Annotated in this window: 14 protein-coding genes; 4 read left to right on the top strand and 10 right to left on the bottom strand. The window is 54.2% G+C overall.

Annotated elements, in window-relative coordinates:
* Positions 1 to 147: 147 nt before the first annotated feature.
* The 9 genes from BUE15_RS17815 to BUE15_RS17775 form a co-directional block, all read right to left on the bottom strand.
* The gene (locus tag BUE15_RS17815) at positions 148 to 1,386 is read right to left on the bottom strand and encodes a DNA cytosine methyltransferase (RefSeq protein ID WP_170865307.1); all 1,239 of its coding nucleotides are present in this window, start codon (positions 1,384 to 1,386) and stop codon (positions 148 to 150) included.
* Positions 1,343 to 2,470 (bottom strand): RecB family exonuclease, encoded by a 1,128-nt coding sequence (locus tag BUE15_RS17810; RefSeq protein WP_073288103.1) that lies wholly within the window; start codon positions 2,468 to 2,470, stop codon positions 1,343 to 1,345. The genes BUE15_RS17815 and BUE15_RS17810 overlap by 44 nt, the downstream gene beginning before the upstream one ends.
* Positions 2,471 to 8,824 (bottom strand): DEAD/DEAH box helicase, encoded by a 6,354-nt coding sequence (locus tag BUE15_RS17805; protein WP_073288100.1) that lies wholly within the window; start codon positions 8,822 to 8,824, stop codon positions 2,471 to 2,473.
* Between the two features lie 13 nt (positions 8,825 to 8,837).
* Entirely contained in the window at positions 8,838 to 11,900 is a 3,063-nt protein-coding gene (locus BUE15_RS21755; RefSeq protein ID WP_139252401.1) for a hypothetical protein, read from the bottom strand.
* 305 nt (positions 11,901 to 12,205) lie between these two features.
* Entirely contained in the window at positions 12,206 to 13,099 is an 894-nt protein-coding gene (locus BUE15_RS17795; protein WP_139252400.1) for a hypothetical protein, read from the bottom strand.
* Positions 13,087 to 15,333 carry a Piwi domain-containing protein gene (locus BUE15_RS17790; RefSeq protein WP_073288094.1) on the bottom strand — a complete coding sequence of 749 codons (2,247 nt, stop codon included), beginning with the start codon at positions 15,331 to 15,333 and terminating at the stop codon, positions 13,087 to 13,089. Before BUE15_RS17790 ends, BUE15_RS17795 begins: the two co-directional genes overlap by 13 nt.
* Positions 15,334 to 15,578: 245 nt before the next feature.
* Positions 15,579 to 17,318 (bottom strand): DUF2357 domain-containing protein, encoded by a 1,740-nt coding sequence (locus BUE15_RS17785; RefSeq protein WP_073288092.1) that lies wholly within the window; start codon positions 17,316 to 17,318, stop codon positions 15,579 to 15,581.
* A 2-nt stretch (positions 17,319 to 17,320) separates the two neighbouring features.
* Complete coding sequence (locus BUE15_RS17780; RefSeq protein WP_073288090.1) at positions 17,321 to 18,757, bottom strand: McrB family protein; 1,437 nt, start codon at positions 18,755 to 18,757, stop codon at positions 17,321 to 17,323.
* A 2-nt stretch (positions 18,758 to 18,759) separates the two neighbouring features.
* Positions 18,760 to 20,142, bottom strand: a complete 1,383-nt coding sequence (locus BUE15_RS17775) for a DNA cytosine methyltransferase (protein ID WP_073288088.1) — start codon at positions 20,140 to 20,142, stop codon at positions 18,760 to 18,762.
* Positions 20,143 to 20,435: 293 nt separating this feature from the next.
* Here BUE15_RS17775 and BUE15_RS22070 point away from each other — a divergent pair, with 293 nt between their 5' ends.
* The gene (locus BUE15_RS22070) at positions 20,436 to 20,786 is read left to right on the top strand and encodes a hypothetical protein (protein ID WP_170865306.1); all 351 of its coding nucleotides are present in this window, start codon (positions 20,436 to 20,438) and stop codon (positions 20,784 to 20,786) included.
* A 67-nt stretch (positions 20,787 to 20,853) separates the two neighbouring features.
* Here BUE15_RS22070 and BUE15_RS17765 read toward each other — a convergent pair whose 3' ends face one another.
* On the bottom strand, positions 20,854 to 21,411 hold the full coding sequence (locus BUE15_RS17765; protein ID WP_139252398.1) for a hypothetical protein: 558 nt from the start codon (positions 21,409 to 21,411) through the stop codon (positions 20,854 to 20,856).
* Between the two features lie 187 nt (positions 21,412 to 21,598).
* Here BUE15_RS17765 and BUE15_RS17760 point away from each other — a divergent pair, with 187 nt between their 5' ends.
* From BUE15_RS17760 to BUE15_RS17750, 3 genes are all read left to right on the top strand, one after another.
* Positions 21,599 to 21,991: a hypothetical protein gene (locus BUE15_RS17760; RefSeq protein WP_073288082.1), complete on the top strand. Its 393-nt coding sequence runs from the start codon at positions 21,599 to 21,601 to the stop codon at positions 21,989 to 21,991.
* 150 nt (positions 21,992 to 22,141) lie between these two features.
* Positions 22,142 to 22,573 (top strand): hypothetical protein, encoded by a 432-nt coding sequence (locus BUE15_RS17755; protein WP_073288080.1) that lies wholly within the window; start codon positions 22,142 to 22,144, stop codon positions 22,571 to 22,573.
* Between the two features lie 52 nt (positions 22,574 to 22,625).
* Positions 22,626 to 23,387, top strand: coding sequence for an IS5 family transposase (locus tag BUE15_RS17750; RefSeq protein WP_073282996.1), 762 nt, complete (start codon positions 22,626 to 22,628; stop codon positions 23,385 to 23,387).
* Positions 23,388 to 23,403 lie beyond the last annotated feature (16 nt).

Genomic DNA, 23,403 nt, shown 5'->3' with positions numbered 1-23,403 from the left:
GCAAGCAAACAAATACCTGTCTGTCAACATTTTACAACCTTAAATCAATACACTATGTACCCGAATAGAAGGTTTTGCACTATTTGCCTAACACCACTCAACCTTTGACCCATTGTAAAATCCGCGCATTGAATAGCAAAATCATCTCTATTCGCTGGAGTGATCATAACACATTTTAGAAGTCTTGATGCCACAATAGGTTTCCAACAGACGAGCTACCGTGCGGGCTACTCCTTCCGCTAGTGGTACTGGCACGCCATTACCAATCATTTTAAATTTCTTGGTTAGAAACCCATTCGTCGCCGGCAATTCATATTCATCATCCACCCCCTGTATTCGAAGTACTTCTCTGACTGACAATCGCTTACCGTTATATGGATGCAGATGGACTTCATTATTGCCATAACAAGCGGTCGGGCTGAAGCGATAACGGTGCAGCTTCTTAAACGAGCGGCGCGAGACATCGCCTTCAGCTATCGTAAGATGCTTTTCTGAAAGTAGGTTAAATCGCTCAGAAGCATTAGCCAGCGTCTTTTCCTCAGCAGCAGAAACCAAGCATTTGTCTAGGCACAGCGCGTACTGACTTTTATCAGTTGGTTGCTTAGGCTTTGCTCCTAGCTTTTCCGTTTTAGGCCACTTATATTTTCGCTGGGCCTTGATGCACGCTTTTTCTTGATTCCAATCTACCCAGCCACTACCAGGCAGGTATTGGGCAGCTTCAGCGGCCCTTGCCGGAATTAATAGGTTACGGCGCAGGCCAATTATAAAGAGTCGCTCCCTACTCTGCGGAACGCCATAGTCTAATGCATTTAATTTTGCATAATCCACTAAATAGTCTTTGCTCAAGAATCGGCACAGTTCTGTAAACTCCGTTCGATGCTTTTTTTCAAGTAGACCAGTCACGTTCTCCATTATGAAAAAGGCTGGCTGCATGTAGCTGATATGCAAACAGTATTGATGCGTAACATCACCCCGCCAGCCATCAAATCCGGCCCGTAAGCCGGCACTGCTAAAATCCTGGCATGGCGGCCCGCCTATCAAACCAAACAATGCAGGTCGGCCCTTCGGAAAGGCCTTATGTAATATGACCTCCTCTCCACCCAAATCCAATAGTTTTCCAACGGCTGATATTTGAGCGGGCTTATCAATTCCTTTTTTTTTCTTACGCCACGAAGTCATGCCAGCTGCGTAGAGCTGAGCAAAAATCGGGTCCATTTCGTTGGTCCAGACAGCAGGAAAACCTGCATTTTCGAACCCCATATCCATCAGCCCACCACCTGTAAAGAAAGACAGTATAGGCATAACTATAACGGAATGTTCCGCTAGGTCGGCAGCTTTAAATTCAGGCAAAACAGCTTGTACTTGATGTGTTATCAAATTCTTCAACTATGCGAATTACTGCTGTTGGTTCTGCGGTAAAGGTACGACTACCCGGTGTCTGCCTAACCCCAGATACTACCGCCCACTGTCCGCTACCAGCAATAGCCTCCCCATTAAGTCGATTTGCCACCCTACCTGCCGCCTGAATGACTATTGGCCCAGTGGATGTAACTATTGTCAGGTTCAACCTGTTTTCTGTGGCGGTAGTCCTGCCCAATGCACCTAGCACATCAGCACCAATGGCTCCTCCGGCGGCATGGAGCAACAACAAGTAGGGATGACAGTTAAGTCGATATGAGCAGAATCGGCACGTTTCAGGAGCAGGCCGGGCCAACTCCAAGCCAGTACCTAGCCGGGCCGCTTGTTCTAGACTATCAAGCATTTGGTTGGCTCCAGCCAACACGCTAAGGCAATCGGCAGGTGTGAAAGGCACAGCCACTTCGCCCCCCGCCAACCCTATCAACAAGCCACGAGTTGGCCATATTGTTGTTTCGGCATGATATAGCGCCGCATAAAGCTGAAGTTGCTGAGCATACTCAGGCTTGGCAATAGGAAGACCAGAGGACTCAGTTGCCGCATAGTAGCCGGTTTTGTAATCCACTATTTCTACTCCGCTGACACCCTGCCGGATAAGGTCGGCCCGGCCGGCTATACGGCCGGCAGCTAGCCATACTTCTGCTCCTAGCTTTGCGCCGGATGAGCTGGCCGCGCCCACACTACTAGCTATACGGGAAGGAGTTGAAAGCGACATAGTACCAACTAGGGAGCGACGAAGCGTAGCTTTTTTTATGGCATACTTACGGACTGTTTGCGCTAATGGCACCAACCCAGCAGTTACCGGGTCAGCCAGCAGTTGGGTTTCCTGTTGGTCAACTTGACGCTGCCATTCCGCATCAAATCCGGCAGTGCTGCTAAAGGGGTGGCTGGCGTGAGTTCCCAACATTCCGTGCATGACTACACCTAGGACGGCTGCCCCGCTGGTAGGCAGTGGTAGTGCATCAGCTAGCTTCAACAAATGTCGGTAGCCACATTGCTGCACCTGCCCAAATTGGCTGGGCGATAGTCGCCATTGTTTTTCTACAATTGCCATTTAGATAAGGTTTTCACCGTTTATTAGCCACTCGTAGCATTTACCAGGACGCCGTGACAAATTGAAGCTGTCGAGAAATTGAACCTGTCCACTTGGCCCGGCCAACCCATAAACCTCCCCTAGTGCCTCGCTCAGCCAGTTACCGGCTGGCTGCCGCTGCAAGTCCCAGAACGGATGCACGACTACAGCCACCCGGTGGTCGGTGTCCGGCCCCCACACCAGCACAGGTAGTTGCTCACCTTCGCCTACGAACTGGACGTTGCCCAACGGCTGCCCATCAGCTCCGAGGCTGTTATTAAATGTCTCTAACCAGTCCCATGCGTACGCAGACCAATCATTCAGTTCGAGTTGGCTAAAATCGCCGTCTGCCCCTGCCTGATAACCCTCTTTGTTCATAATCCGCAGCAGCGCTAGCGCTAGCCGCCAGTCTAGCAGCGCATGGTAGTTCATGTTTCTATAGCCTTTTAGACAATCATAGCAGGCACTACCACAACCCTCGTTTACACCGTCTGCATCCCCTTTGATATGTTTTACTTCTTGAATTTTGCCCAGGTAGCTACCTACTTCGGTTGGTGTAAGCACCTCATCTAATAGGCTGTGCTGTTCTTCACCTAAGCTCAACTGCTCGTGCATTTGCCGCACAAAGCCCGAGCCGTTGGGCAGGGCGTCGCACAGCACAATTTGCCCGGCATAGCGGATACTTTCTTTATCGGTCAACTGTATTTGCGTGATGCCAGCGATTTCTATCTCTGCCGGCTCTACGTCTAGCCGGTCAGCCATCGCTCGCTGGAGCAGAAATGCAGCTGAGTAATAGGCAGCTTTCAGACCGTGTGCCTGCCGGCCCCTGACCCGATGGTCGAGGGCAAGATTGAGTGCCTGCGGAACTTGGCGAGGCTGTATTCGTAGGATTTCAGTTTTCTTATTAGCAGCTAGTGCTAGCATTTCCTCTGGGCCAGGAGCACCGTAGTATAGCGCGTATTCCTCGGTCGGGGGAGAGTTCCACACGCTGGTCGGATTCATGAGCCATTGCTCTTTGAACCGGAACGTGTGCTTTCGAGGTCGTTCCCAAGTATTAGAGCCATTGGCGTATGATCGCCCGCGAAACAATGCCTCGCGTGGACCTTTGTTGAGTCGCCAAGCCGTGTCAGCATCTGCTAGACAGAACAGGGCATTATTACGTGGCTTCGTGACCTGCTTGGAATCTTGCTCAGCCACCAGAGGTGGGCGTTGCCCCAGCGAGTCGCTCATTTCTCGCTCGTCGCGCCCTCCCGTGTATGCTGTGCGGAACGCCCGTGGTGAAGCTATCTGAAAAACGTAAAAAGGTCCGTTTTCTAGGTCTGCTGGGGTAAGGTCAAAGCCGCACGTTTCGACCGGACACACTGCATCGGGCTTCTCGTCCAGTTCATACGTTTTGCAAAAAAAGCATTCTGGGCATTGCAACATCCACTTGCGGGTGGTGAATGCGCTCACGTCCTGGCCGGTCTTATTTGTCATAGTACGCCAGCCGTCTTCCACATGCTCCCTTACTTCCGATGTAAAGCCGATAGCCTGGTGTACTACTTTGTCTTTCATTTTCTGAGCACCCGGCGCAAACTCATAGATAGCTAAATCCAGCGCTCGGTCAATCTTAGTGGGCAGCCACTTGTCGCGACCTGTTTTGCGGAAGCCTAGCAGCAGGTCGCGCACGGTAGTGGGCATCCCGAACATAGGTAAAATACCGCCCTGGGCCAATTTTTCTGATGGTGTATCACCAGGTAGCGACCTGTTGGCCAACACTGCTTGCGCCTGTTGCAACAGCCCGTCCATACCTTGGCTCAGCGCCCATGTCAACAGACTGGCGCGCAGGTCAGCATCCGGGTTAGGCATGAACAAATCAAGTAGGTGCTCTATTCGTGCCTGGCTGTTTGCCAGCCGCACTTTTAATTCGGCCGCCCGCGCTGTCCAATCGATAAAGCTGCCAAACTCGCCGTGGATACCACCTCCGACCACATCGGCTGCCTGGAATACATCGCGTAGCACGGCTTTGGCCAACACCCGCCGCAGTATTCTAGGCTGGTCAGTAGCTAAGAAAGGCACCGGTGCATCATCGCCGGTTATTTTGTGAGGGTTTGCAAAATAGAACTCATCGTGGCTACGGCCCCGGCAAAATGTGAAGGCTACTGAGTAAGCTTGTCCCCGGCGACCCGCCCGCCCCACTCGCTGCTGATAATTGAAGCGCTGGGGCGGCATATTGGCCAGCATTACTGCTTGTAGCGCCCCGATATCTACCCCGACTTCTAAAGTAGTCGTTACGCTCAATAGGTCGATGGTACGGACGTTAGCCGGACCCTCGTCTTGCAAAACCACATCGCGAAAGTGGCGCTGACGTTCAAACTGGTCATCGGTCTGACCGGTCAGTTCCTCACAGTGTAAACGTATGGCTTCACGGGGCTGAAGCGCGGCGTGATAGGCCAAGTAATTACGGCTCCACAAGGAGCGGCAGGTTGTATCCGGACGGGTAGCAGGGCTTAAGTGTGTACGGCAGGCAGTGCAAACCCCGGCTGCTGGATGCAAATGTGGACGCTTACAATTGGAGCATATCCAGGCAGGGCTATGTTCTGTTACGGCTTCCAGCCACAACTCTCCTACCTGTGCGTTACCCGCGTCGTCCAGCACTGGACTAGCTGTACCCAGCAGGCATTCCCTTATGTCTTCCAGCACTTGGTCGCGGCTGGAACCGGGCGCGTGAAGGTTGAGTACCGCTTCTATGTAATCACGCACAGGACGGGCAAAATCGGTGCCGCTCCCAAATGCCTTTTCTCTTGGGAAACCGCCCGGCTCATAGCGGTATTTATCTCCCAAGATGCGGATGACGCTGCTCAAAATATCGCTAGTATGTTCGCGCAAGGCCGCCGGTAGTTGCCCGCGCAGGCGTTCAAGCTGCCGAGTAGCAGCGTCGCCGCCAGCCAGCACCCGGACGATGCCCAGGCCTGAAGCCTCCAGCGAGTAAAACAGCCGTCGGAACAGCAGGTCGCCTAGATTACCGGCCAACTCTTGCCGAATGCGTGTTTGCAAAATGGGTGCATCGCCATGCCACTTAGGAGCCGACGGCCCATCAAACTCCACGCCATCATACCATGGCCCTTTACCTTCCCCAATCGGCATTTCTTGCATCTGCCGTGCATTACCACCTGGATTGATACCGAGCTTCAAGAAACGACGCACTAGCTCACCCTTACCTGAGTTCAAGTCATCGGTTAGGTCACGCACCGAAATAATGGCACGCCTGATACTAGCCAAATTTGTTTTTGCCTCCTCTGCCCGCTTTACGCGCTCCGGGCCGGTACCAGAGTATCCGGCATCGCTTAGCCAAAGGTCAATTTTATCATACAGTGCAGGGTCTAGTGCCTCTAGCCGCTGTCTTTCCACTTCCGGCAGAGGCGGATTCATCTCAAAAGCGGCTATTAATCTTTTTCCAGTGGCTACTTGATGAAGTAGGTAGTCAGCCACCAGTTCTCGTAGCAGAAATTTATAATGGGTACGCTCAATATTATTGGCGGCTTGGGCTGCATCCTCACGGCTATCAGAAAACAGCACCAGCTTCCGTGCGCCCTCCACGTCGCGAGGCAGTTGCATCATCAGTTCCTTAGCGAAGGTCTGGCTGGTTTGCGCAAAACCCGTGCGGAACCCACGCACTGAACTCGTTTTGCGTCGGCCTACGGGCCGGTCGGGTGGCCCCGTCACCTCGTGGCTAATACCACAAGCCGGGCACACCGCCGGCATGGCTTGAACTGTATTCAGTATCTCATCTCCCCCTGTAGGTGTAACAGAAAAGATCCGACCAGCTATCCAGTCGGGGCCATCGTCCCCTATGGATTCCTCCACCCGTCCAAGCCGTACGTTACCTGACCGACTATCTATTGTCGCTTCCACCCACAATGCTTCGTTCTCAGGCCGCTGCTCTCCGATACCAGGCTGTTTCCAAGGAAACTCGGTACGCCCGCCTCCCCAAGCTACCCCGCTGGCCCGCTCGTGCCGGGTATATTGTTGCCCGGCTTCCGGCCAGAATACCGCATAGTCGCGGTAGCTACGCCGCTCTACCAACACTTCTGCCGTCTTTTCTGGTATACCCTCTATTTCCGGACTAACTGTTAGCATCTGAAAGTCAAACTGCCCATCCGTAGCCTCGCGCAGGCTGAGGCGACTACCTCCGTAGAACACGCTGCCGCAATTGTCGCAATACAGCGACTCCACGATGTGCTGACCCGACTTGGCCCGTAAGTCGGGCTGCGGGTACAGCTTGCCGAATGCCTTACGCCAGACAGCCCTCGGCCTATCTAGGTCGTTTTCCAATTCGCTGGCGGCCGGTAGGGCCGCCCACAGCCCTTCTATGTTGCGAAAAAAGAAGTGAAACCGAAAGCGCGGCAGTGCTCGCCCCGCGTTCCGTGCCTCCCGCTCCAACAGCTCACACTCTGCTTGGTCAAGCAGCCCCCGGCCAATGAACAGTCCCCGCACGGCCTGCCGCAACATGACCGGATCGTGACCGCTGCCAAATAGTGAAATAGCTAAGTGCTGGAATCCCTCCGGCAAAACGTCGCCAATGGGTATTGCAGGTATCACGGGCACCGCCCGCACCTTTTCTTTAGGCTTACCTTTTCCCTGCGCAGTGCTCTCCAACACTGTACAGGCTGCATACAGGCGACGACGCATCTGTAGTTTCTCACCCAGCAGCGCATGGCCAAACTGATGCAGCCCGCTACCGCCAGCAGGAGGATTTCCGCTATACGCATTGAGTGCTTGGGCAGCAGCTACTAATGCCGCATCAGGAATCCCCTTATCCTGCTCAAAAGCGGCGGCCAAGCCTACAAACGCTGAGACGGGTAGCACTGCGTTTCCATCTACTGAATCAACTTTTACCTGCTGCCCCTCAATGATCGTAAAGGTTTCTTTGTCCTCATCATCGGCTGGAAAACCAAAGAAATCATGCAGAAAGCGGCGGCTCTCTAGCTCCTTTTCGCCTCCAGTTTCCAGCGAGGCGCTGCTGGCTAGAATGCGTAACTGCTGATGATGCGGGTCCAGACCCAGACGGTCGAGTACCATGCGCAGCAAGTAGGACACTTCTGTACCAGACGTACCTCTGTACAGGTGCAGTTCATCTACTATCAGGTGAAATACCCTGATTTTTTTCGCGGCTGCCCGCTCATTTAGAGGCAAATCCAGCCCAGCCAACCAATCTCTGGTTTTTGTAAAAATCGGTGCATCCAGCTCTCGCATCAGCATAATGCTGAGCATAGAATAGTTCGTAATGAGGATGTCAGGTGGTGACTCCTGCATATCAAAGCGTGAACGCATTTCGGCCTCGTCAGCCCGTGGGAAGTACGCTGTCAGTTCCTTGGCCCGGGCTCGCTTTTTGGCATCGCCTGCCACATCGAGCCCCTGCTCCTGGATGTATTGCTGAATCCGGCTGGCGTTACCGCTTATGGCCCGCAGCTCTTTCCTCAACTCGTCGAGCTTCCACTTATTTATAGCGGGTTGCCCCGTTTCCAAATCCTCGCACAACAGTTCACCCGATACTGGGCTAGCACCAGTGTAGCGGCCAAAATAAATCCGGTTACGCAGAACGTTTTGGTCAAACCAAGTGCGGGCTTCGTCGGAGTCGAGTGCTCGACGCAAGCGGGTCATCTGGTCTTCCACTAGGGCGTTCATTGGGTACAAAATCAAAGCCCGAACCGCCGCTGGTCGGGTTTGACGCTCTTTTCCCTCACGTGTTACGTACTCGTGCCCCCGTTGCTGCGCTGGGCGGCGAAGACCAGTTCCATGACCTCGCGGCGTGTTCTTGTCTACTACGTTGGCATCTGTAAGCCGACCAACAGCCCCCTTTTGCCACCATGCTTGCGCCGAAGGTGGTACGAGTCCAGGTTCAGGCCAACTTGCCGCCTCTTTCACCAGCTGTGCGAACAGTGGTAACAGGAATGATTCCGTCTTTCCCGACCCCGTACCGGACGTGATAACACAATGCTTTCCCTGCAAAGCGGTACGTAGCATCGAAACCTGATGCTCGTATAGCTCCCGGTTAGACGCATCGAGTAGACCAGCTTTCACCAGTCCTCGAAACAGCTCTTGCTCGTGGTCAGTCAGCACATCGGCCAATTCCACTTCCGGCAACTCATTATCAGCCTCTCGTTTTATTTGGCTACCGCTACCCTGATACTCAGGCAGTGGCTCAGCCCAAGGCTGCCGATAAAGGACTCTGTCTTGGTGCAGCAGCTTGTGCCGTCGATTTTCAATATCGTCAAACTTGGTGCGGAAAGCTGTTTCTACATACCGGATGAAATTATCCCGGATGGTATCGAATGCGCCGATAGGGTCTTGCATGGGAGGGGAAAGGTCAATCTTGATTCAGGTGTTTAATAATGCGGTGGATGAGCAGTCCTGCTCCCGGCTGGCGGTACACATCGCATTTGCGCGATACGCCGCCTACATCACGCCAGCTAGCGGCTGGGGCCTGACCACTCAGCAACACCAGTGCCTTTGCCAATAGGTCGGGCAGCGGAGCTAGCACAGGTACTAACACTTCTCCATTGCCATGACGAATGACACGCTTGCCCGCTGCTTGTAGAGCTAGATAGCGTCCCCAGTTTTTATCCACTCGATGCGGTTGACCGCCGTACCACCACGCGTATCGGCGCTCAAAGTCACTTAGCTGGTATTCTACAAGGCAAGCTTGCTGCTTGTAGGCAATATCAGATACTTCCACGTCGTCCCATTCCAAGGTAGCAGGGTTGAAAATGAGCTTGCGCCAGCCATCGCGCACATAGGACTCGGAAGGTACCAACGTTCGCCGATATTGGGTTAGGCTTCCAGCAAATAGCACCAACTCAGCAGGTACTTTAGCTCCGAACCCAGCATACTGAATACCGCATTTCTGAGCCAGCGTTTCTAGTGTCTCCTCTGCGCTGTGAGCTGGGGCAGTTAGTATCACTGAATCAGGCAGTAGGAGGTGGTCGTTGCCTACTTCTGGACCAATTATCTGGATGTTTACTTCTGGCGTTTGCTCTGAGATGCAAGCACGTATGCCCGCCAGCAGTGCCGGTGTACGGCCTCCAGTCAAAAGCATCCGCCAAGTCGCCGCTTCTTTAGTGGGGAGTGGCAGCAGATAAGGCGGTAGGGAAGTTATTTGTTCGCCATTACGTCGGTAACCATAGTCGCCGAAGCCCATCTGGGCATACAGCCGCATCACACTACGCTTCTGCCGTACGGTAGGCAATTGCTGCCGACCCTCTGGATGTTGGTCTAGCCACACGGCGTCATATGCCCGCGAGAACTCTTCCAGGGTCAATCTGCCCTTGGTTGTCAACAAGTGTAGCAGCCCATCCCTGCCTCTGCTTGCCACTTGGCATGTGTGAGACTCAGTACCAGCTACTGGTGTAAAAATAGCGTCATAGGGAATAGTTTGGAGCTTAATTTTTTCTAGTAGCGTGGTAGCCGGATTAGCACCCCAATCTGGAGGAAGTGCCCATAGGTGAGCAGGGTCTTTGACGGGCATTCTGGATAAGGATAAGCGATGACCGTCGTAATATACCACGTCACCTTCGGCTACTGCCTGCTCACCCGGTAGCAGGCGCAGGTCGTCATTATACGGTCCTCGCCTGATTGTCCGACTCTCTACCTTCGCTACCGCCTGCGTAAGAGTATAACGCAGCCCATCAGAGCTCAGGTTACGCCCCGGCGCTACTACGACGAAGGTATCATTACACCGGGTACTGACTGGAAGTAGCCACCGCGCCCCGTCTTCGGCATCTTGCAGGAGCGACGCTGTGTCACCATCCGAATCGTAGCGTATAAATAGCGGCTGTTTGGATTCAGTATTAAATAGTCGGAAGGCTGGCGGAAGGTCAGCTAGATAGCGGCGGTACTCCCATGCCAACCCACCTTCAGCCACTATGCGGCCCTCGTTTTCGGCAGCTGGTATATTATTGAGTTCGGGGCAAATTCCCACCGGATTTTTAAGTTTAAATAAACTGTAACCATCAGGCAGCCCACTATAACCAACTAGTTCTTGAAATACTCCAGTAGTTTGAAACGACTCACCCCATTTCCTGATACCATAAGCTTGGCGGATATCACGGCATAGTAGCAGCATCTCCGTTCCCTGTTCCAGCACACTAACAGGTGCCCAGTATGGCAGGTGGTACCTACTAGCCAGCACGAAAAGTTGTATATCTGCTGGCTGGTACACACAATGCCATCGGTTGCGGTTATCTTCCAGTCGATGTGTTTTATGAAGACTCAATCCAGGTAATGGGGTTGACCAGCCAGGCGTGGCGGTGTGGCATTCTGCCATTGAGTAGTTCTCGCCGACAAGCTGCAAATCGTCTGGTAGTGGTACTGCTACACGAATACGGACTCGATGCTGCCACGACACGCGCTTGGAAGCTCGGTCAAGCTGTAGAAAAGGCAATAATTCTGCCGCTGCATCCCCACGCTCGACAATGCGCTCCGGTCTGCCACTACTGCTTTCGGTTCTATACTTGGTAAAGTTGGAACTGCCATCCCACGCCCGGAACAACCCTAGCACCATCTCTACAACGCTTTTTCCAAGTTCATTATCGGGCCTTGATAAGCTCTCTCTAGTTAGCTTAGGCAGGTCAAGTATACCGGGCTTACTACGCAGCAATAGCTCACGCATCCGCTGCCCTGACAATACCATGTTCGGTGCCAGATTACTATTCACGAAAAATTGCCGCAATTGCTGAAGCACCCGTGGCGACAACAGGCACTGGGCTAAAGGCCAACTCACGTAGGGCCAAGCAAGCCAATTACTAGCCCGGCTACGCACTATTCCTTGTTGCCCACCGCATTCTCCCAACGACCAAGTTTCCAACACCTGCCACATTGCTTGCCAGCCTTTTCTGTCATCCAAGCTGTAAATATCTTGCTGAAGCTTACGCTCATCCTCACCCTGCCCCGACAACAAGGCATTGCTACGCAACCATTTATCTAATATTTTATAATAACCCCGCGTATCCCTCAATTCAGTATCACCGCCCAAAGGCATGGTAAGTAGAATTAGGTAAGTCAGGTGTGCTGGGTAGCGCACTTGCTGAATACTTCCATTCTGCCGGAGCAGGCGTGATCCTGCCGTGTCTCCTTTCTCACGCAGCATCTCCCACTGCTTATAGCAGTTATAAGCGCGCTGCACAATTCCTGCTTTCTGACCGCCAACCCCTACCGGGCCACTGCGGACACACGCGAGAAAGGTGCGCCAAATATGTTCTCCAGTAAGTGACTCTCCTTCCTCGACATTGAATTCGTCAGGCGTAGCAGCAGCCTTCGGCCAAGCAGCCTCCACAATCTGTTCTCTCGACAAAAACAAAAAAACCTCCTGATTTACTCTACTTGTCTTGAAAAGCAGATCACCTATCAAATTATTCCACTCGTAGTATGTCATAAAAACCATTCCCACAAGCTTAGTCAGCTTTGGCTAAGCTAATTAAGCATACAAGTTGAGATTACAGGAAGGAAGGAAGGAAGGAAGGAAGAAAGTGCCTACAGGCTGCTATTTGCGGGAACCAGTTGCGACTTTGAAATAGGCACCGACGCACAATAGCTTGACATATTACTCAATGATTGACGCATCTACCACCTTAGTTTCTTTCTGTCATCACCCAGCGAGGATATGCACATCTATATTAAAACAATAATTTTAATAACTATTCCCATAAATTGTACTATTAGATAAACAATAAGGAAAAACTATTTAGATGAGTTGCTGGCTGGCGCCTTATAGCCAAAAGTGCGGCGTATAACAGCCGTGACGCGGGTCTGCAGATTGTTACGCAAACCAGAAAACGACCCCATCACATCTACGCCAAACGCCGACGTTAACCCTAGCCCCAGCTTCACCCAGCCATTATCAGGATAGCGCACGGTAGCAATGGCTAAGGCCACCACCAAAGCTACTACTGGCACCGTCACAATGAAGGCAGCCAGCCGATGCGTGCGACGCAGAAAACGGTCTGTGAACTGTTCGGCCGAAAAAAATTGCTCGGGATTTAATAGTCCCTTACTATTGAAGGCGAGTTCCAGCGCTTTTAGCGAAACGAGATTGAGAAAAGGGGAAGAAAAAAATGGAAACGGTCGCCGCCACAAAAACTTAAACATCTTGTTAATTCGCGTTTCATCGGGAACCTGTTCGCCAGTAAGCAGCTGGTACACTAGTGACACTTGATGGTAATCTTCGCGGCTGTTAAGATTACCTGCCATAATATTGGTTAAAGTGACATTCAATCGCTGTTTTTCTTCATCCTGTGAAGTACGAAGGACTAGCAAGTGGCGCACCCACTCACTTGGCAAGGCAAATTTCTTCACCGCACATACCAGCGAGAAAATCAGGTAGTCGTTATAAATCCACTCTGACTCCTTGTTTGGCCTACGCCCTAGCAATTGCTGATATAACTCTTGGCATCGCATTTCATCTGCACTGCGCACCAAGTATAACACGTTGCACGCCAAACTATTAGAGTCTGCCAATAGCAGGTGCGGTGGCCTCAAATCGGCCTGTTCATAGAGGATGCCCACAAAAAATTGAGGCATGGGGCTTTCCAATAGTGAGGCCAGATAGGCAGATTTTGCTTCTAGAGAAACCATTTCTTGTGCCGAAGCTGGCGGCTAGCTACGTCATAATTCCAACCCGGTATGCCCCGTAAGTCCTTTAACTGCCGGGCCAGCATGTTGGAATAAAGCAGCGTGACCGGCGAGTGCACGGGGTAAAAGGTGCGGAAAGACAGGCGGGTGAACTTGAAGGCCTGCTGCACCACATAGGCCAGGTCGACAAAGGTAGAGCTGCGGTGAATGCGTACCAGCACTGGCCGAGATGCCCCATGGCGTGACGTTTTCATCTCATGCGGTCCCAGCATCTGCACGAGGCAGGAACGTGGGTCCAGCAGCACATTGTAGCCCCGCCAAGGCACGTGCGTGCCCTTGTACACCTTGCGGTAGGCATCAAATTCTCCCCGCTCGTTTTCGTTGAATAGGACGTAGGGATGAAATTCGGAAAAGGTGACAAACGCAAACTTGATGTCAAACTCTTGGTACTGCTCCATCAGGCTGGCCACCACGTCGGCTTCAATGTGCTTAATAGGTTTGAAAATATGGAAGATGATGCGGATACGGTCGCCTGAACTCCAGCTGTAATTATTGGAAATTTCATCAATTGATACCTTCAGGTTGTGCAGTAGCTCGTCAAAGTACTGGTCATAGGGCACGTCTTGGGTCTTGCGGTTGGAGATGTACTTGCCATCGGCCGAGAAGAAGGTGCTGATGCCCACGATTCGGGCCTGCGTCGCTCCGGCGTATTGGTTGCTGCGCAGAATGGAGCTGCCAATACCAATCACGAGTTCGTGGTCAACACTTGGCCCGATGGGCACCGTCCAGGGTGTACCGCCCAGCTTGGCATACATCTGCAGGGCGATGCTGTCGATGCTATATATAGGTTTCTGAGCAGTTTCAGCCCGTATGAACTGCGTGGAAATGCCATGCGAATAAAGCAGGGACTTCACCTGAAAATAGGGGTTATCCATGGGCGGTAACCGCCGAAAATCCTCGCACGTCTCGACGATAGCAATATCAAACGAGCCGTTCTCAGCGCGGAGCAGCTTGTTGATGGCAGTCAAGTATTGTGGTACGGTATAATCCGTTATTTCGGCAATGCGGTATTCCATGGCCGTCAGGCCATACTTGCGCACCATGCCATTGGCGAAATAGGCATGTTGTGCGATACCGCCCTTCAGTTGAGCTAGGAACTCTGCAAAATGGCCGGCGTTACGCTGGTGAAATACCACCAGAATCTTGGGCGAGTTCACGTCGAATGAAGTGGACCGGCTGTATGGCCCGAAGGTGTTGAGTCCGGTGGTGGGCGTGGCGTGGATGTTAGTGCCACTCACGTCGAAGATGAGTTTCGGCTCTTCTAACCGGATGCCCGCTTGACCCGACACAGCGTTATTCGTTCCAATCGTAAAGCAAAACGAGTCGAAATTTCGGTATGCAAGGCGGCTTAGCCATACGCCCATCTCTTCAATCTCGCGCATCACAACATCAGGTTGCAACCGTCGGGATTCATCTTGCTTAATGTGATTCACTATTTGCTCGGCTTTCCCTTCTCCTACCAGCGAGCCGAGGTAGTTGACTATATTCTCCTTTGATTTGAAGAGAGTCAGTTCGAATAGAGCATACTCGGTAGGGCCTTGATTGGTACCCACTGTAGCATGGTCACCGTTCACCGCCATCACCCGGCCGAGCAAAGTCAGTTCGGGAGCTACTACCCCATCCGAGTAGTCAGGCGAAGTAGAACTGTTGACTTCAAGACCCAGAATATCTAGGCCTTCATTTACCAACTGCTCACAGGTGCGATCAATGGTCCACTGGTAACGGTGATTCACCACTGCGACAAACTGTGGCTGTTCTTCTGTTTCGTTGAAACGCAGTTGTACTTCTGTGATACGCTTGTAAGTAATAACATTTTGCAGCCTTTCCGGCAGCATGTTTAACGCCAAATCGTACTTATCCTGCTTCGCAGGGAAGGTGAATGGGTGGAACGAAGGCAACAATCCAGGCACCTTGTCTTTGATTGTTCGGAAAAAAATGTGGCGGACCAAGGAAGCTACGACTTCGGGATGCTTGGTTATGCTGAGCCGCACCACGTCACCCAAATTGGCCGCAGCCTCAACGCCAGGCGAGATGTAGATGAAGTCGTCGCGGCGAAAAAAAGAATGGGTCGCGTTATGTTGTTGCCGTAGCTTATCTAAAACCTCTTTTTGATAAGGGAGCCGTTGGATGTGAAAATCGTCAAAATTGAATTGGATCGGGAAGAAATTAGATTTCATAAGCAGCTGACAAGTATAGTCGCCTCTGGGCAGCCAACGGATTTCATACCTGGCAAATGAGGATGCTAAAGCTACTCATCATGACCATGATTTTAACCAATGCTTATATAGTCGACATCTATTGCCTTTACATTTTTCTGAACTCACAATCTGCTCACTGATTCATCTTTCAGTTAATCCCGTTTGAATCGGCTTACTTGGATTAGCATGTAGATTAATCCTATTTTAAAAGAACCTACTGAGAACTAAGGAACAGAAACAAACCCTTGAGCTGCTAAAATTTCTTCCAGTTTAGCAGCAAGCAAGCTCGTCGCACCAGGAAGCAGAGGCAATCCGCCTATACCGACCGAAGCTACGCTGGCATAGAACCGATGCCCCATATAGCCTGCTTCGTCGGCAAATGGAAATAAAACGTAAGCCCCGACCACCGGCCGGCGGTACTCGGGTTGGCTGGGTACTGGGGGCAACACGATAGCGTCACGATACCGATGCATGACATTGATATCGTCAGTAGTCGGACCGGGACCGGCGTAGCGGCGGCGATATTCCGGGTCGAACGCCAAACGGTACTTCGCGTCGAAAACGTATAGGGCCCCACTCCCGGCAAGCTGAATCACATTGTCGGGCTGTTGGCTCACCGTGGGCAGACGATTGAAAAGTCGGTTATAGAGCAGATGCAACTTTTGTCCGGTGGTAAGACATCGAAAAGTAACTGCAGCTTGAATTCCCTTTGCTAGCACAAGCGTCAGGCGGGTATTGCGCACACGCACCAAATTGTGGCTTTCGACCCGGAAGCGTACCGCGAGCAGGCGCACGATGGTGAGGAAGCACCAGTATTCGTAGAGCTGAGAGATTTGTTTGACCCCCACACTGAGGGCGTCGCCGTGGAACGTGAGCCCACCGTCCAGCAACCGATAGATGCGCGCAAATGCGGCATAATGGGGATGTTGCTGGAACACCAACGAACCGGACGATGCTGGTGCGACGTCGGCCACTTCGCGCAGGTAGGGGGCGAGCAAGAGACGGCCCAGGCGGCGGCGCATCGATTCGGCTTCCGGCTTCACGGCAACCAGGAACAGCTGCTCGGCGTTCGGGTCGGCGTCCTCGTCGCCAGGACCGGCGGATCGCAGTAAGGCCTGCACATTCCGCAATGTTTGGCGCAGCTGTGCCTTTACCAAACGGTTTTCCGGTGTATCGGTGGTGACTCGGCTGGTCGTTTCAGGTAGGCGTCGTGGGAGTCCCAGACCAGTTCCCGGCAGAATTGGGCCGCTGGCCGTGGCATGCCGCCTCAGTGCCCGCCGCAATTGTGTTTCGTCTACTCGGCGGAGGCGGTCGGGCGCAACCAAGCGGGTCGTCTTTTCCAGCCGGGAGTGCGGATTCCGTCCTATTGCTTCGGCCGCGGCGACTAGCTCGTCGAAGTAGCGACGCATCAACGCCACCCAGGCCACCAGTGTGGTCGTGCCCTGCGATTGGGTACCTACCCGCCCATAGGTACGCGCTTGCGCAGCCAAGGCCAGACCGCGGGCGATGCTGTCCACCTCGTCACGCATCAGGGCATAGTCCCGGCGGTAATCGATTTTGACGGGGAGCACCTCCAACCGCACGATTGCCGACACGGGGCCGAGAATGTGCAGCTCGGTCAAGCCGACGTCGTTGCGGAAGTTCAGCGTGTGGTGTTCGCTCCCGTTACGTCGATGACGTAAGGTGCCGCTCTGTGAAAGCCGAAGCCTGGTGTCCGGGTCGTCCGCTTCGAGGTAGAAATTGTAGTCCGTATTCTCGAAGAGAATCGGGGCCACCATGCCATTCTCTGGCACGGGCACCAAACTGCCGCTGGACCGGTCGAATACCTGTACCTTCAGTGCGGAAGGGCTCACGACCGACAACTCGGCTTTGCCGGCAGGCAGGAAATCAGGCAGAGACGTCATCGGCCCGACCAGCTCCAGCGTCCACGCAGCGGTCCGTACCAGAAGGAGCGTTTGCGCCACGATTAGGTTCCCCAGTACGTAGTGGCACCTTCCGCCTCCAAACGGGCCAGCATCCGTTCCACCTTGTCGGCACTGCGGGTCCAGGGGCGACTGCTGGCTACCGATGTATCGCCATCCTCGGTCAGCAACCATTCTCGCAGCTTGCGCAGTGCCTCGCCGAGGCCTTCACCGGCCCCCTGCACCTTGGGCAGGATTTTCTGCAGGAAGCACAAGTCCATAGCGGCCGAGGCCGACAGAATATTGGCCAGGTCGAATCTGCGCCAAAAGTGCATGTACAGGCACACGTCCCGACGGGTCCGGTACCCGAATGAAATCCCGGCCGGGCGCAGCACGTCGCTGGCTTCCTGCAGCAACGCGCCTATTTCGTTGAGCAACTCGGCATCGGTGACGTAAGCTTCGCTCTCGCTGACCACGTTGGATACATCCAGCAGGCGGGGAACCAGACGGGCAAACGTAGTAGCGTCGAAGGGCTGGGCCTCCCCGGAAGGGAATTGGGTCAGGTCGGGGGTGACGGACTCGATGCTGAAGGCCCGGTCCAAAACTTTGGGACTGAACAAATGGGTCGTTTCGTCCATGTTGGCGGTTCCGACCACCCGAACGTTGGCAGGCAGACCCAATGTACGAAGACCGGCGTACGGGTCGGGTTGGCCGGCAACCGCTGTCGGTAATTCGAGTGGCAACGGGTCGGTTATAATGGTGCCTGCCTCACGGCGCCGCGTCTCCATGATGCTGAGAAAGTCGCTGAAGTAGTGCTCGACGGCCGCTAGGTTCATCTCATCCAGCAGCACGACCGCCAGTTGGCCGGGGGTCGCTTGTGCCGCCTCCACCACCTCGGTGAAGCGTCCTTTCACAAAGTGCGTGGGGTTGAGGCTCGGAACGTAGCCGAACAAGTCCGAGTTGTCGGACCATTGCGGTTTGACGGGGACGCTGTCGAAACGCGAGTCGGTCAGCTGCGCGAACCGACGGGGCATTTGGCTTTTGCCGGTGCCCGAAATCCCGCTCAGCACGACGAGCGGGCTGACACACAGAGCCAGGTAGAAATTAGCCAGGTCTGCCTTGTCGATGAGCAGGCCCTGGGTGGCCAAGGCCTTCTCCATTTCTTCGAAAGCGGGCGCAAGCGGCTCCACCCCACCAGGTGCTGGTGGGGGGACCGGCGGAGCCGGGGGCAGGAAATGACGACCCGGGCGGTATTCGGGACCCAGATTACCGGCCCGCTCCGGGGTAGAAGCGTTGACCTGCTTACCGGTCTTCTCCAAGTACCCGAGCTTTACCAAGTAGTTGGAGCAGCTGGGCCGGCGCAGCGACGGAATCTCCCGGGAAGCGAACTGCCAGATGTAATCGAACGGGAACTGGCTTTCCGGGCCTTCTTCGGCCACTAGTTTCTCGACAGCCTCGCGAGCGGCGGCGTAAACCTCGTCTCTACTTAGTTCTGGCTCCATGATTAGGTGAAAGCGGGCTGGTGTGCCGGTATAGGCTGGTTTTCCGGCAGGGCGTAGTGAGCAGCCAGCAAGGGGGCAATATGGAGCGCAAAGGCCTCTCCTAAAGTCGGCGGTACTGCTTCGCCTATCATGTCGATGCCGACGCCGATGTTGGCGGTTTCGTCCTTCTCCTTGACCGACGTCAGCAGTTTGAAATCATCGTCGAAGGACTGCAGCCGGGCTGCCTCGCGCATGGTGATGCCGCGGTCGGCAGTGGGGTGCGTGAAGCGGCCTGAACCGAGAAAGTTGGCATTTGCCGTGATGGTCAGCGCTGGCCGGGCTGGGTCAAGCCGAGTATAGGCACTCCAGTAGTACCGCTTGTAGAAAGCAGGGTTGATGACGCCCTCAGCAATCAGGCGCGCTTTGGTGGCCTCGTTGTTCTCACCAAGCAGGCGTTCCTCGGCAATCATAACGGCGTATGCGGCCCGCATCCGTTCGCTGGCCGCGTCCCACGTTTCACCCGGTTGCATCTGTCGGATGATATCGATGATACGTTCCTTATAAGTACGGCTGATGTGGTTATAGGGGAAGGTGGGCGACGTCCGCATCGCCTGGGCGTACGGACCGGGATTGGGGACGGCATAGAGGTCCAACGCTCCCCCGCCCAACGTTTCGATCGGGGTGGGTGCCGGCAGGTCGGCCAACGCCTCCGCCACGGTTACCCAGGGCAACCGGCCTTGCTCAAGTAGATTCTGCGCAAGCGGGTCGGCATGGGTCGGAGTAGGCAATTCGAGTACACCGATACGCGAGGCCAGGAAAAAAGCACGTTCCCGCAGCTGGGGCACGCCGAAATCCGCGGCATTGAGCACTCCAGAGGTAACCGTGTACCCCATCTCTTCCAGCAGGCCCCTGACCGCCGCCGCTAGCCCGCCACGTACCCCCTGATGGGTGTGGGTAAGCATTTGTGGCACGTTCTCGATGACGATGACTTTAGGGTTGAGTACGTGGGCAATTTCCAGAAAACGCAGCACCAGATCGTTGCGCGGGTCCTGGTCGAGGCGATTGTAGCCTTTGAAACCCACCAAGTCGTCGCCTTGCCGTTCCTCGCTGCGTCGCATTTGAGAGAAGCCCTGACATGGAGGCCCGCCGATAAGGCAATCCAATTCGCCGGGGGCAATACCTTTTGCTATCAGTAACTCCTGGACCGATTGGAGCGTCACGGTCCGGATGTCCTGACTGATGATGGCCGGAACGCCGGTGTTGGGGCTGATGTGGTTGCGCTGAAAGGTATGAAGGGCGGCGGGCTTGATGTCGTTGCCCAGTACCACGTCGAACTCGCTGGAACGGGCGAAACCATGCGAAAACCCGCCGCACCCACAGAAGAATTCGGCTAGTGTATATGGCATGAAGCTGATTATATGTTAGTGCCGTCCGACTTTCGAAAGGGAAGTGTGTGGCAGTTTCCGAAAGTTACGTAACCGAATCAAGTCGTCATAAGCCGATGCCCAAAAACGCCTCGGCTGTGGAAGCTCTAAAGGGCCTGATAATTGATGCATTGTTCCATCCCGAAGGCCATGAGCTTCTACAATTCATACCTTTGCCTCATACTTTCCCACACGCCATGACCGACCGAGGGTCTCGTCTTCCTGTTATAAACGGTACTGGTTACCGTGCAGCCACTTTCGTTCAGCTGTTCTGTATGCGTGACCAGGAAATCATTCCCCACTCGGCCGGAAAGGTATTGTCCCGAAACGGTGACACGATTGCAATAGCTGTTCACTGCCGCAAATGCGGGCGGCAGGCGATATATGCTACTGACCAATTACCCGATGGCTACCAAGTTTACCATATCCGTGTAACTGGCGAGGATGGACCTCATCTGCCGGATGAATTTCGGCCCATTCCATATGTGGAAGAGGAATTCGAAGTCGTTGGTAGTTCCCTGCAGGATGCCCATGAGCGGGCAGAATTTGCTTGTACGCTGCGCTTCCAAGGCCATCGGACAACATGGATTATCAATGGACTGGAGCATCTGGATGAGCGCTTTTAAGGAAGGCTCCGCATAGGGCAAAAGCAGGATGCTCGTATAGTATCTCCAGCCTATGTCATGGACCTACCTACTCATTGAAAATATCCCACTCTACTAGTAGAAAGTTCTCAAGCGTCAGGCCTACCTGTAAGCCTGACGCCAGCCAACGCGGCTGCGTGGGTCGGATTCGGTCTTTCTTGCGCCGCTTGAGCTCGGCAAATATTACAGTTTCACCATCCCAGCCAACGACATCCCAGCAACCCGCATAGCTGTCACCGTTGGCATGCGCAATCTTCTGCAGCAAGTCCTGAACCGCTGGTTTAGTGATAGGTACGTGTTGTTGGCCGGCTATACCAGCATCAGCCCAAGCAGTGAAGTGGTAAGGATTCATTGGCCCAGCCCCGTAGGTTTCCACCCACCGGGCCTCCCAGCCGGATAGTCGTACCAACTCGTACACGCAAAGCTCTGCGAAAACTGGATGGCCGCCGAAGTCAATTAGCGGCTTGTTTCCGAAGGTGTTGCTGATAGGAGACCCAGCCCACCGGCGTAGCTGCAATTCAATTTTAGGAATAGCCAGTGCTTGGCTAGCACTCATCAATATCTCTGTAGTAGTAGGTCTCAGCAGACTTGGGTAGATAAAGCTCATTTGGACTGCGGCTTGGTCGTGATGGTCAACTACAGGCTATGCTTAACTCACGTAAAGCGCAGCCAACGCATCGAAGGTCGCTAGGTTCTGTAGATTTACGGCGCTCGTAGGAGCGCCCCGAAGGCCCGACGTATCGTAATGGTGCGGCGGGCTTTCTTCAGCAGTTGGCCGCCCTTTCACTTGTACCATGTTCGATAACAACTCAGAAGACGAATCTGAATACGATTTTCCCTCGCTCGATGCTTCGTTTGCCGTGACGTATGAAGACGCGCTACGCCTGGTGCGGGGGTATCTGCGCGCCTACGAGCCGGCGGCCCTGCCGGAGCTACTGGACCGCTGCGCCGACCTGGGCGTGGCAGTTGATGCGGAGCAGCTGGATTGGGTATACTATGGCCCCCTTGTTAAGCAGGAGCCCAAACTGATTCAAAGCCTACTAGGTGTCTTCGGCTACCAAGCTACCTTGCTGGGCTTTGATGTCGGGCCGATACGGGGTAAGATGCGCTATATGCTCTTCCTGAAGACGAAGGGTCGTCTGGCTCGCTTTCAACAGGAGCTGGCAGACTTTGATGCAGCAGTATAGTAGCGGCTGTTCTTCCAATCGGGCGGATTTACACGCTAAGCATTGCGGTGGCTCACGCACGGGCCACTAGAGTTGGAACAGAATTTCTCGTTAAGGAGCGGTGCAGCTTCTCCGTATTTTTGAGCTTCCTCCTTCCTATCGTTCCTGCGCATGGACCAGCTCCGCATGATAGAATACCAGCCGCGCCACTGGCGCGTGGTGTACCCGGCAGTTGTGCTGGAGCACGAAGCGTTATTCCAGCAGGGTAAAGCGCTGCACATCACTGCGCCGCAAGAGGCGGAGCGAATCTACCGGCGTATCATGGCCGCCTGCGGGGAGCTGCACCTAGACGCGGTTTCGCATTTGGGAATGCTGCTCAATAACCGAACGCCCGGCTTGGGCCTTACCTACCTCATGCAGGCCCGGCTACTGTTTCCCAAAGCCTTTGAGGAAGGCCGGGACGTGTTGCTTTATGAGTCCACTGGTAATGGCTTCGTGTTAACAGCCTATTATGCCATGGGTGTCGAGTTGCAGAAAGCGAAGCGGTGGGCTGAGGCGCTGGCCCTATTTGAGAGCGTGTTTGGGAATTTCACAAGTGCATAAATAGAAACGAGCCAGTAAGTTGCAGGCGGAGTTCCTAGGCTCCGGTCTGCTTATGGTTGACGGCTATCAACCCCTTACTGACTCGCAGTGGCAAGTTATGGCCTGTCTACTGCCTGTGCAACGGCGTCGGCGCCTGTGTTTGCGCCAAGTGGTCAATGCCGTGCTCTATGTCTGCCGCACGGGCGGCCAGTGGCGGGCCTTGCCGGCCGAATTTCCGGCTTGGACGGCGGTCTACTACTATTTCTACCGCTGGCAGCAAACGGGCCTCTGGGCACGCCTAAATACGGTGCTCAATGCGCTGGATCGGCTACATGAGGGGCGGGAGGCGTTGCCCTCGCTGGCCTGCGTGGACAGCCAGAGCGTCAAACTCGCACCCCGCATTTTCGAGCACCGGGGACTGGACGGGGGCAAGCATGTTAACGGGCGTAAACGCCAGATCCTCACCGACTCGAGCGGGCGTATCTGGGCCGCGCACGTACACGCGGCCAACGGCCATGACAGTCGCGGAGCCCTGGGTTTACTCCCCCATCGGCCCTGGTGGGCCGCCCGTTTACAGACCGTGCTCACGGATGCCGCTTACCGGGGCCGCTTCGCCGACCACCTGCGCGGCCTCGGCCTACAGCACCAGGTGGCCAGTCGCCCACCCACCCAGCGCGGCTTTGTGCCCGTCGCCAAACGCTGGGTGGTGGAACGCACCTTTGCTTGGCTGGCCTGCTTTCGGCGGCTGGCCGTGGACTATGAGTACACCCCCGCCAGTCATGTCTGTTGGCTTGTATTAGCCAATATCTCCATGTGTCTAAATCGACTCGCCTAATTCCCAAACACACTCT

The organism is Hymenobacter psychrotolerans DSM 18569, from assembly GCF_900142395.1.
Taxonomy (GTDB): Bacteria; Bacteroidota; Bacteroidia; order Cytophagales; family Hymenobacteraceae; genus Hymenobacter; species Hymenobacter psychrotolerans.
Note: the sequence above shows the minus strand (reverse complement) of the source record. Positions and strands in the feature narration are given on the sequence as shown.

What these genes read in the sequence shown, in the direction of transcription:
- BUE15_RS17795 (WP_139252400.1), bottom strand. Translation starts at nt 13,099, where the DNA reads ATGGTTTCTCTAGAAGCAAAATCTGCCTATCTGGCCTCACTATTGGAA.
- BUE15_RS17765 (WP_139252398.1), bottom strand. Translation starts at nt 21,411, where the DNA reads ATGAGCTTTATCTACCCAAGTCTGCTGAGACCTACTACTACAGAGATA.
- BUE15_RS22070 (WP_170865306.1), top strand. Translation starts at nt 20,436, where the DNA reads ATGCGTGACCAGGAAATCATTCCCCACTCGGCCGGAAAGGTATTGTCC.
- BUE15_RS21755 (WP_139252401.1), bottom strand. Translation starts at nt 11,900, where the DNA reads ATGACATACTACGAGTGGAATAATTTGATAGGTGATCTGCTTTTCAAG.
- BUE15_RS17780 (WP_073288090.1), bottom strand. Translation starts at nt 18,757, where the DNA reads ATGGAGCCAGAACTAAGTAGAGACGAGGTTTACGCCGCCGCTCGCGAG.
- BUE15_RS17810 (WP_073288103.1), bottom strand. Translation starts at nt 2,470, where the DNA reads ATGGCAATTGTAGAAAAACAATGGCGACTATCGCCCAGCCAATTTGGG.
- BUE15_RS17790 (WP_073288094.1), bottom strand. Translation starts at nt 15,333, where the DNA reads ATGAAATCTAATTTCTTCCCGATCCAATTCAATTTTGACGATTTTCAC.
- BUE15_RS17750 (WP_073282996.1), top strand. Translation starts at nt 22,626, where the DNA reads ATGGTTGACGGCTATCAACCCCTTACTGACTCGCAGTGGCAAGTTATG.
- BUE15_RS17760 (WP_073288082.1), top strand. Translation starts at nt 21,599, where the DNA reads ATGTTCGATAACAACTCAGAAGACGAATCTGAATACGATTTTCCCTCG.
- BUE15_RS17755 (WP_073288080.1), top strand. Translation starts at nt 22,142, where the DNA reads ATGGACCAGCTCCGCATGATAGAATACCAGCCGCGCCACTGGCGCGTG.
- BUE15_RS17775 (WP_073288088.1), bottom strand. Translation starts at nt 20,142, where the DNA reads ATGCCATATACACTAGCCGAATTCTTCTGTGGGTGCGGCGGGTTTTCG.
- BUE15_RS17805 (WP_073288100.1), bottom strand. Translation starts at nt 8,824, where the DNA reads ATGCAAGACCCTATCGGCGCATTCGATACCATCCGGGATAATTTCATC.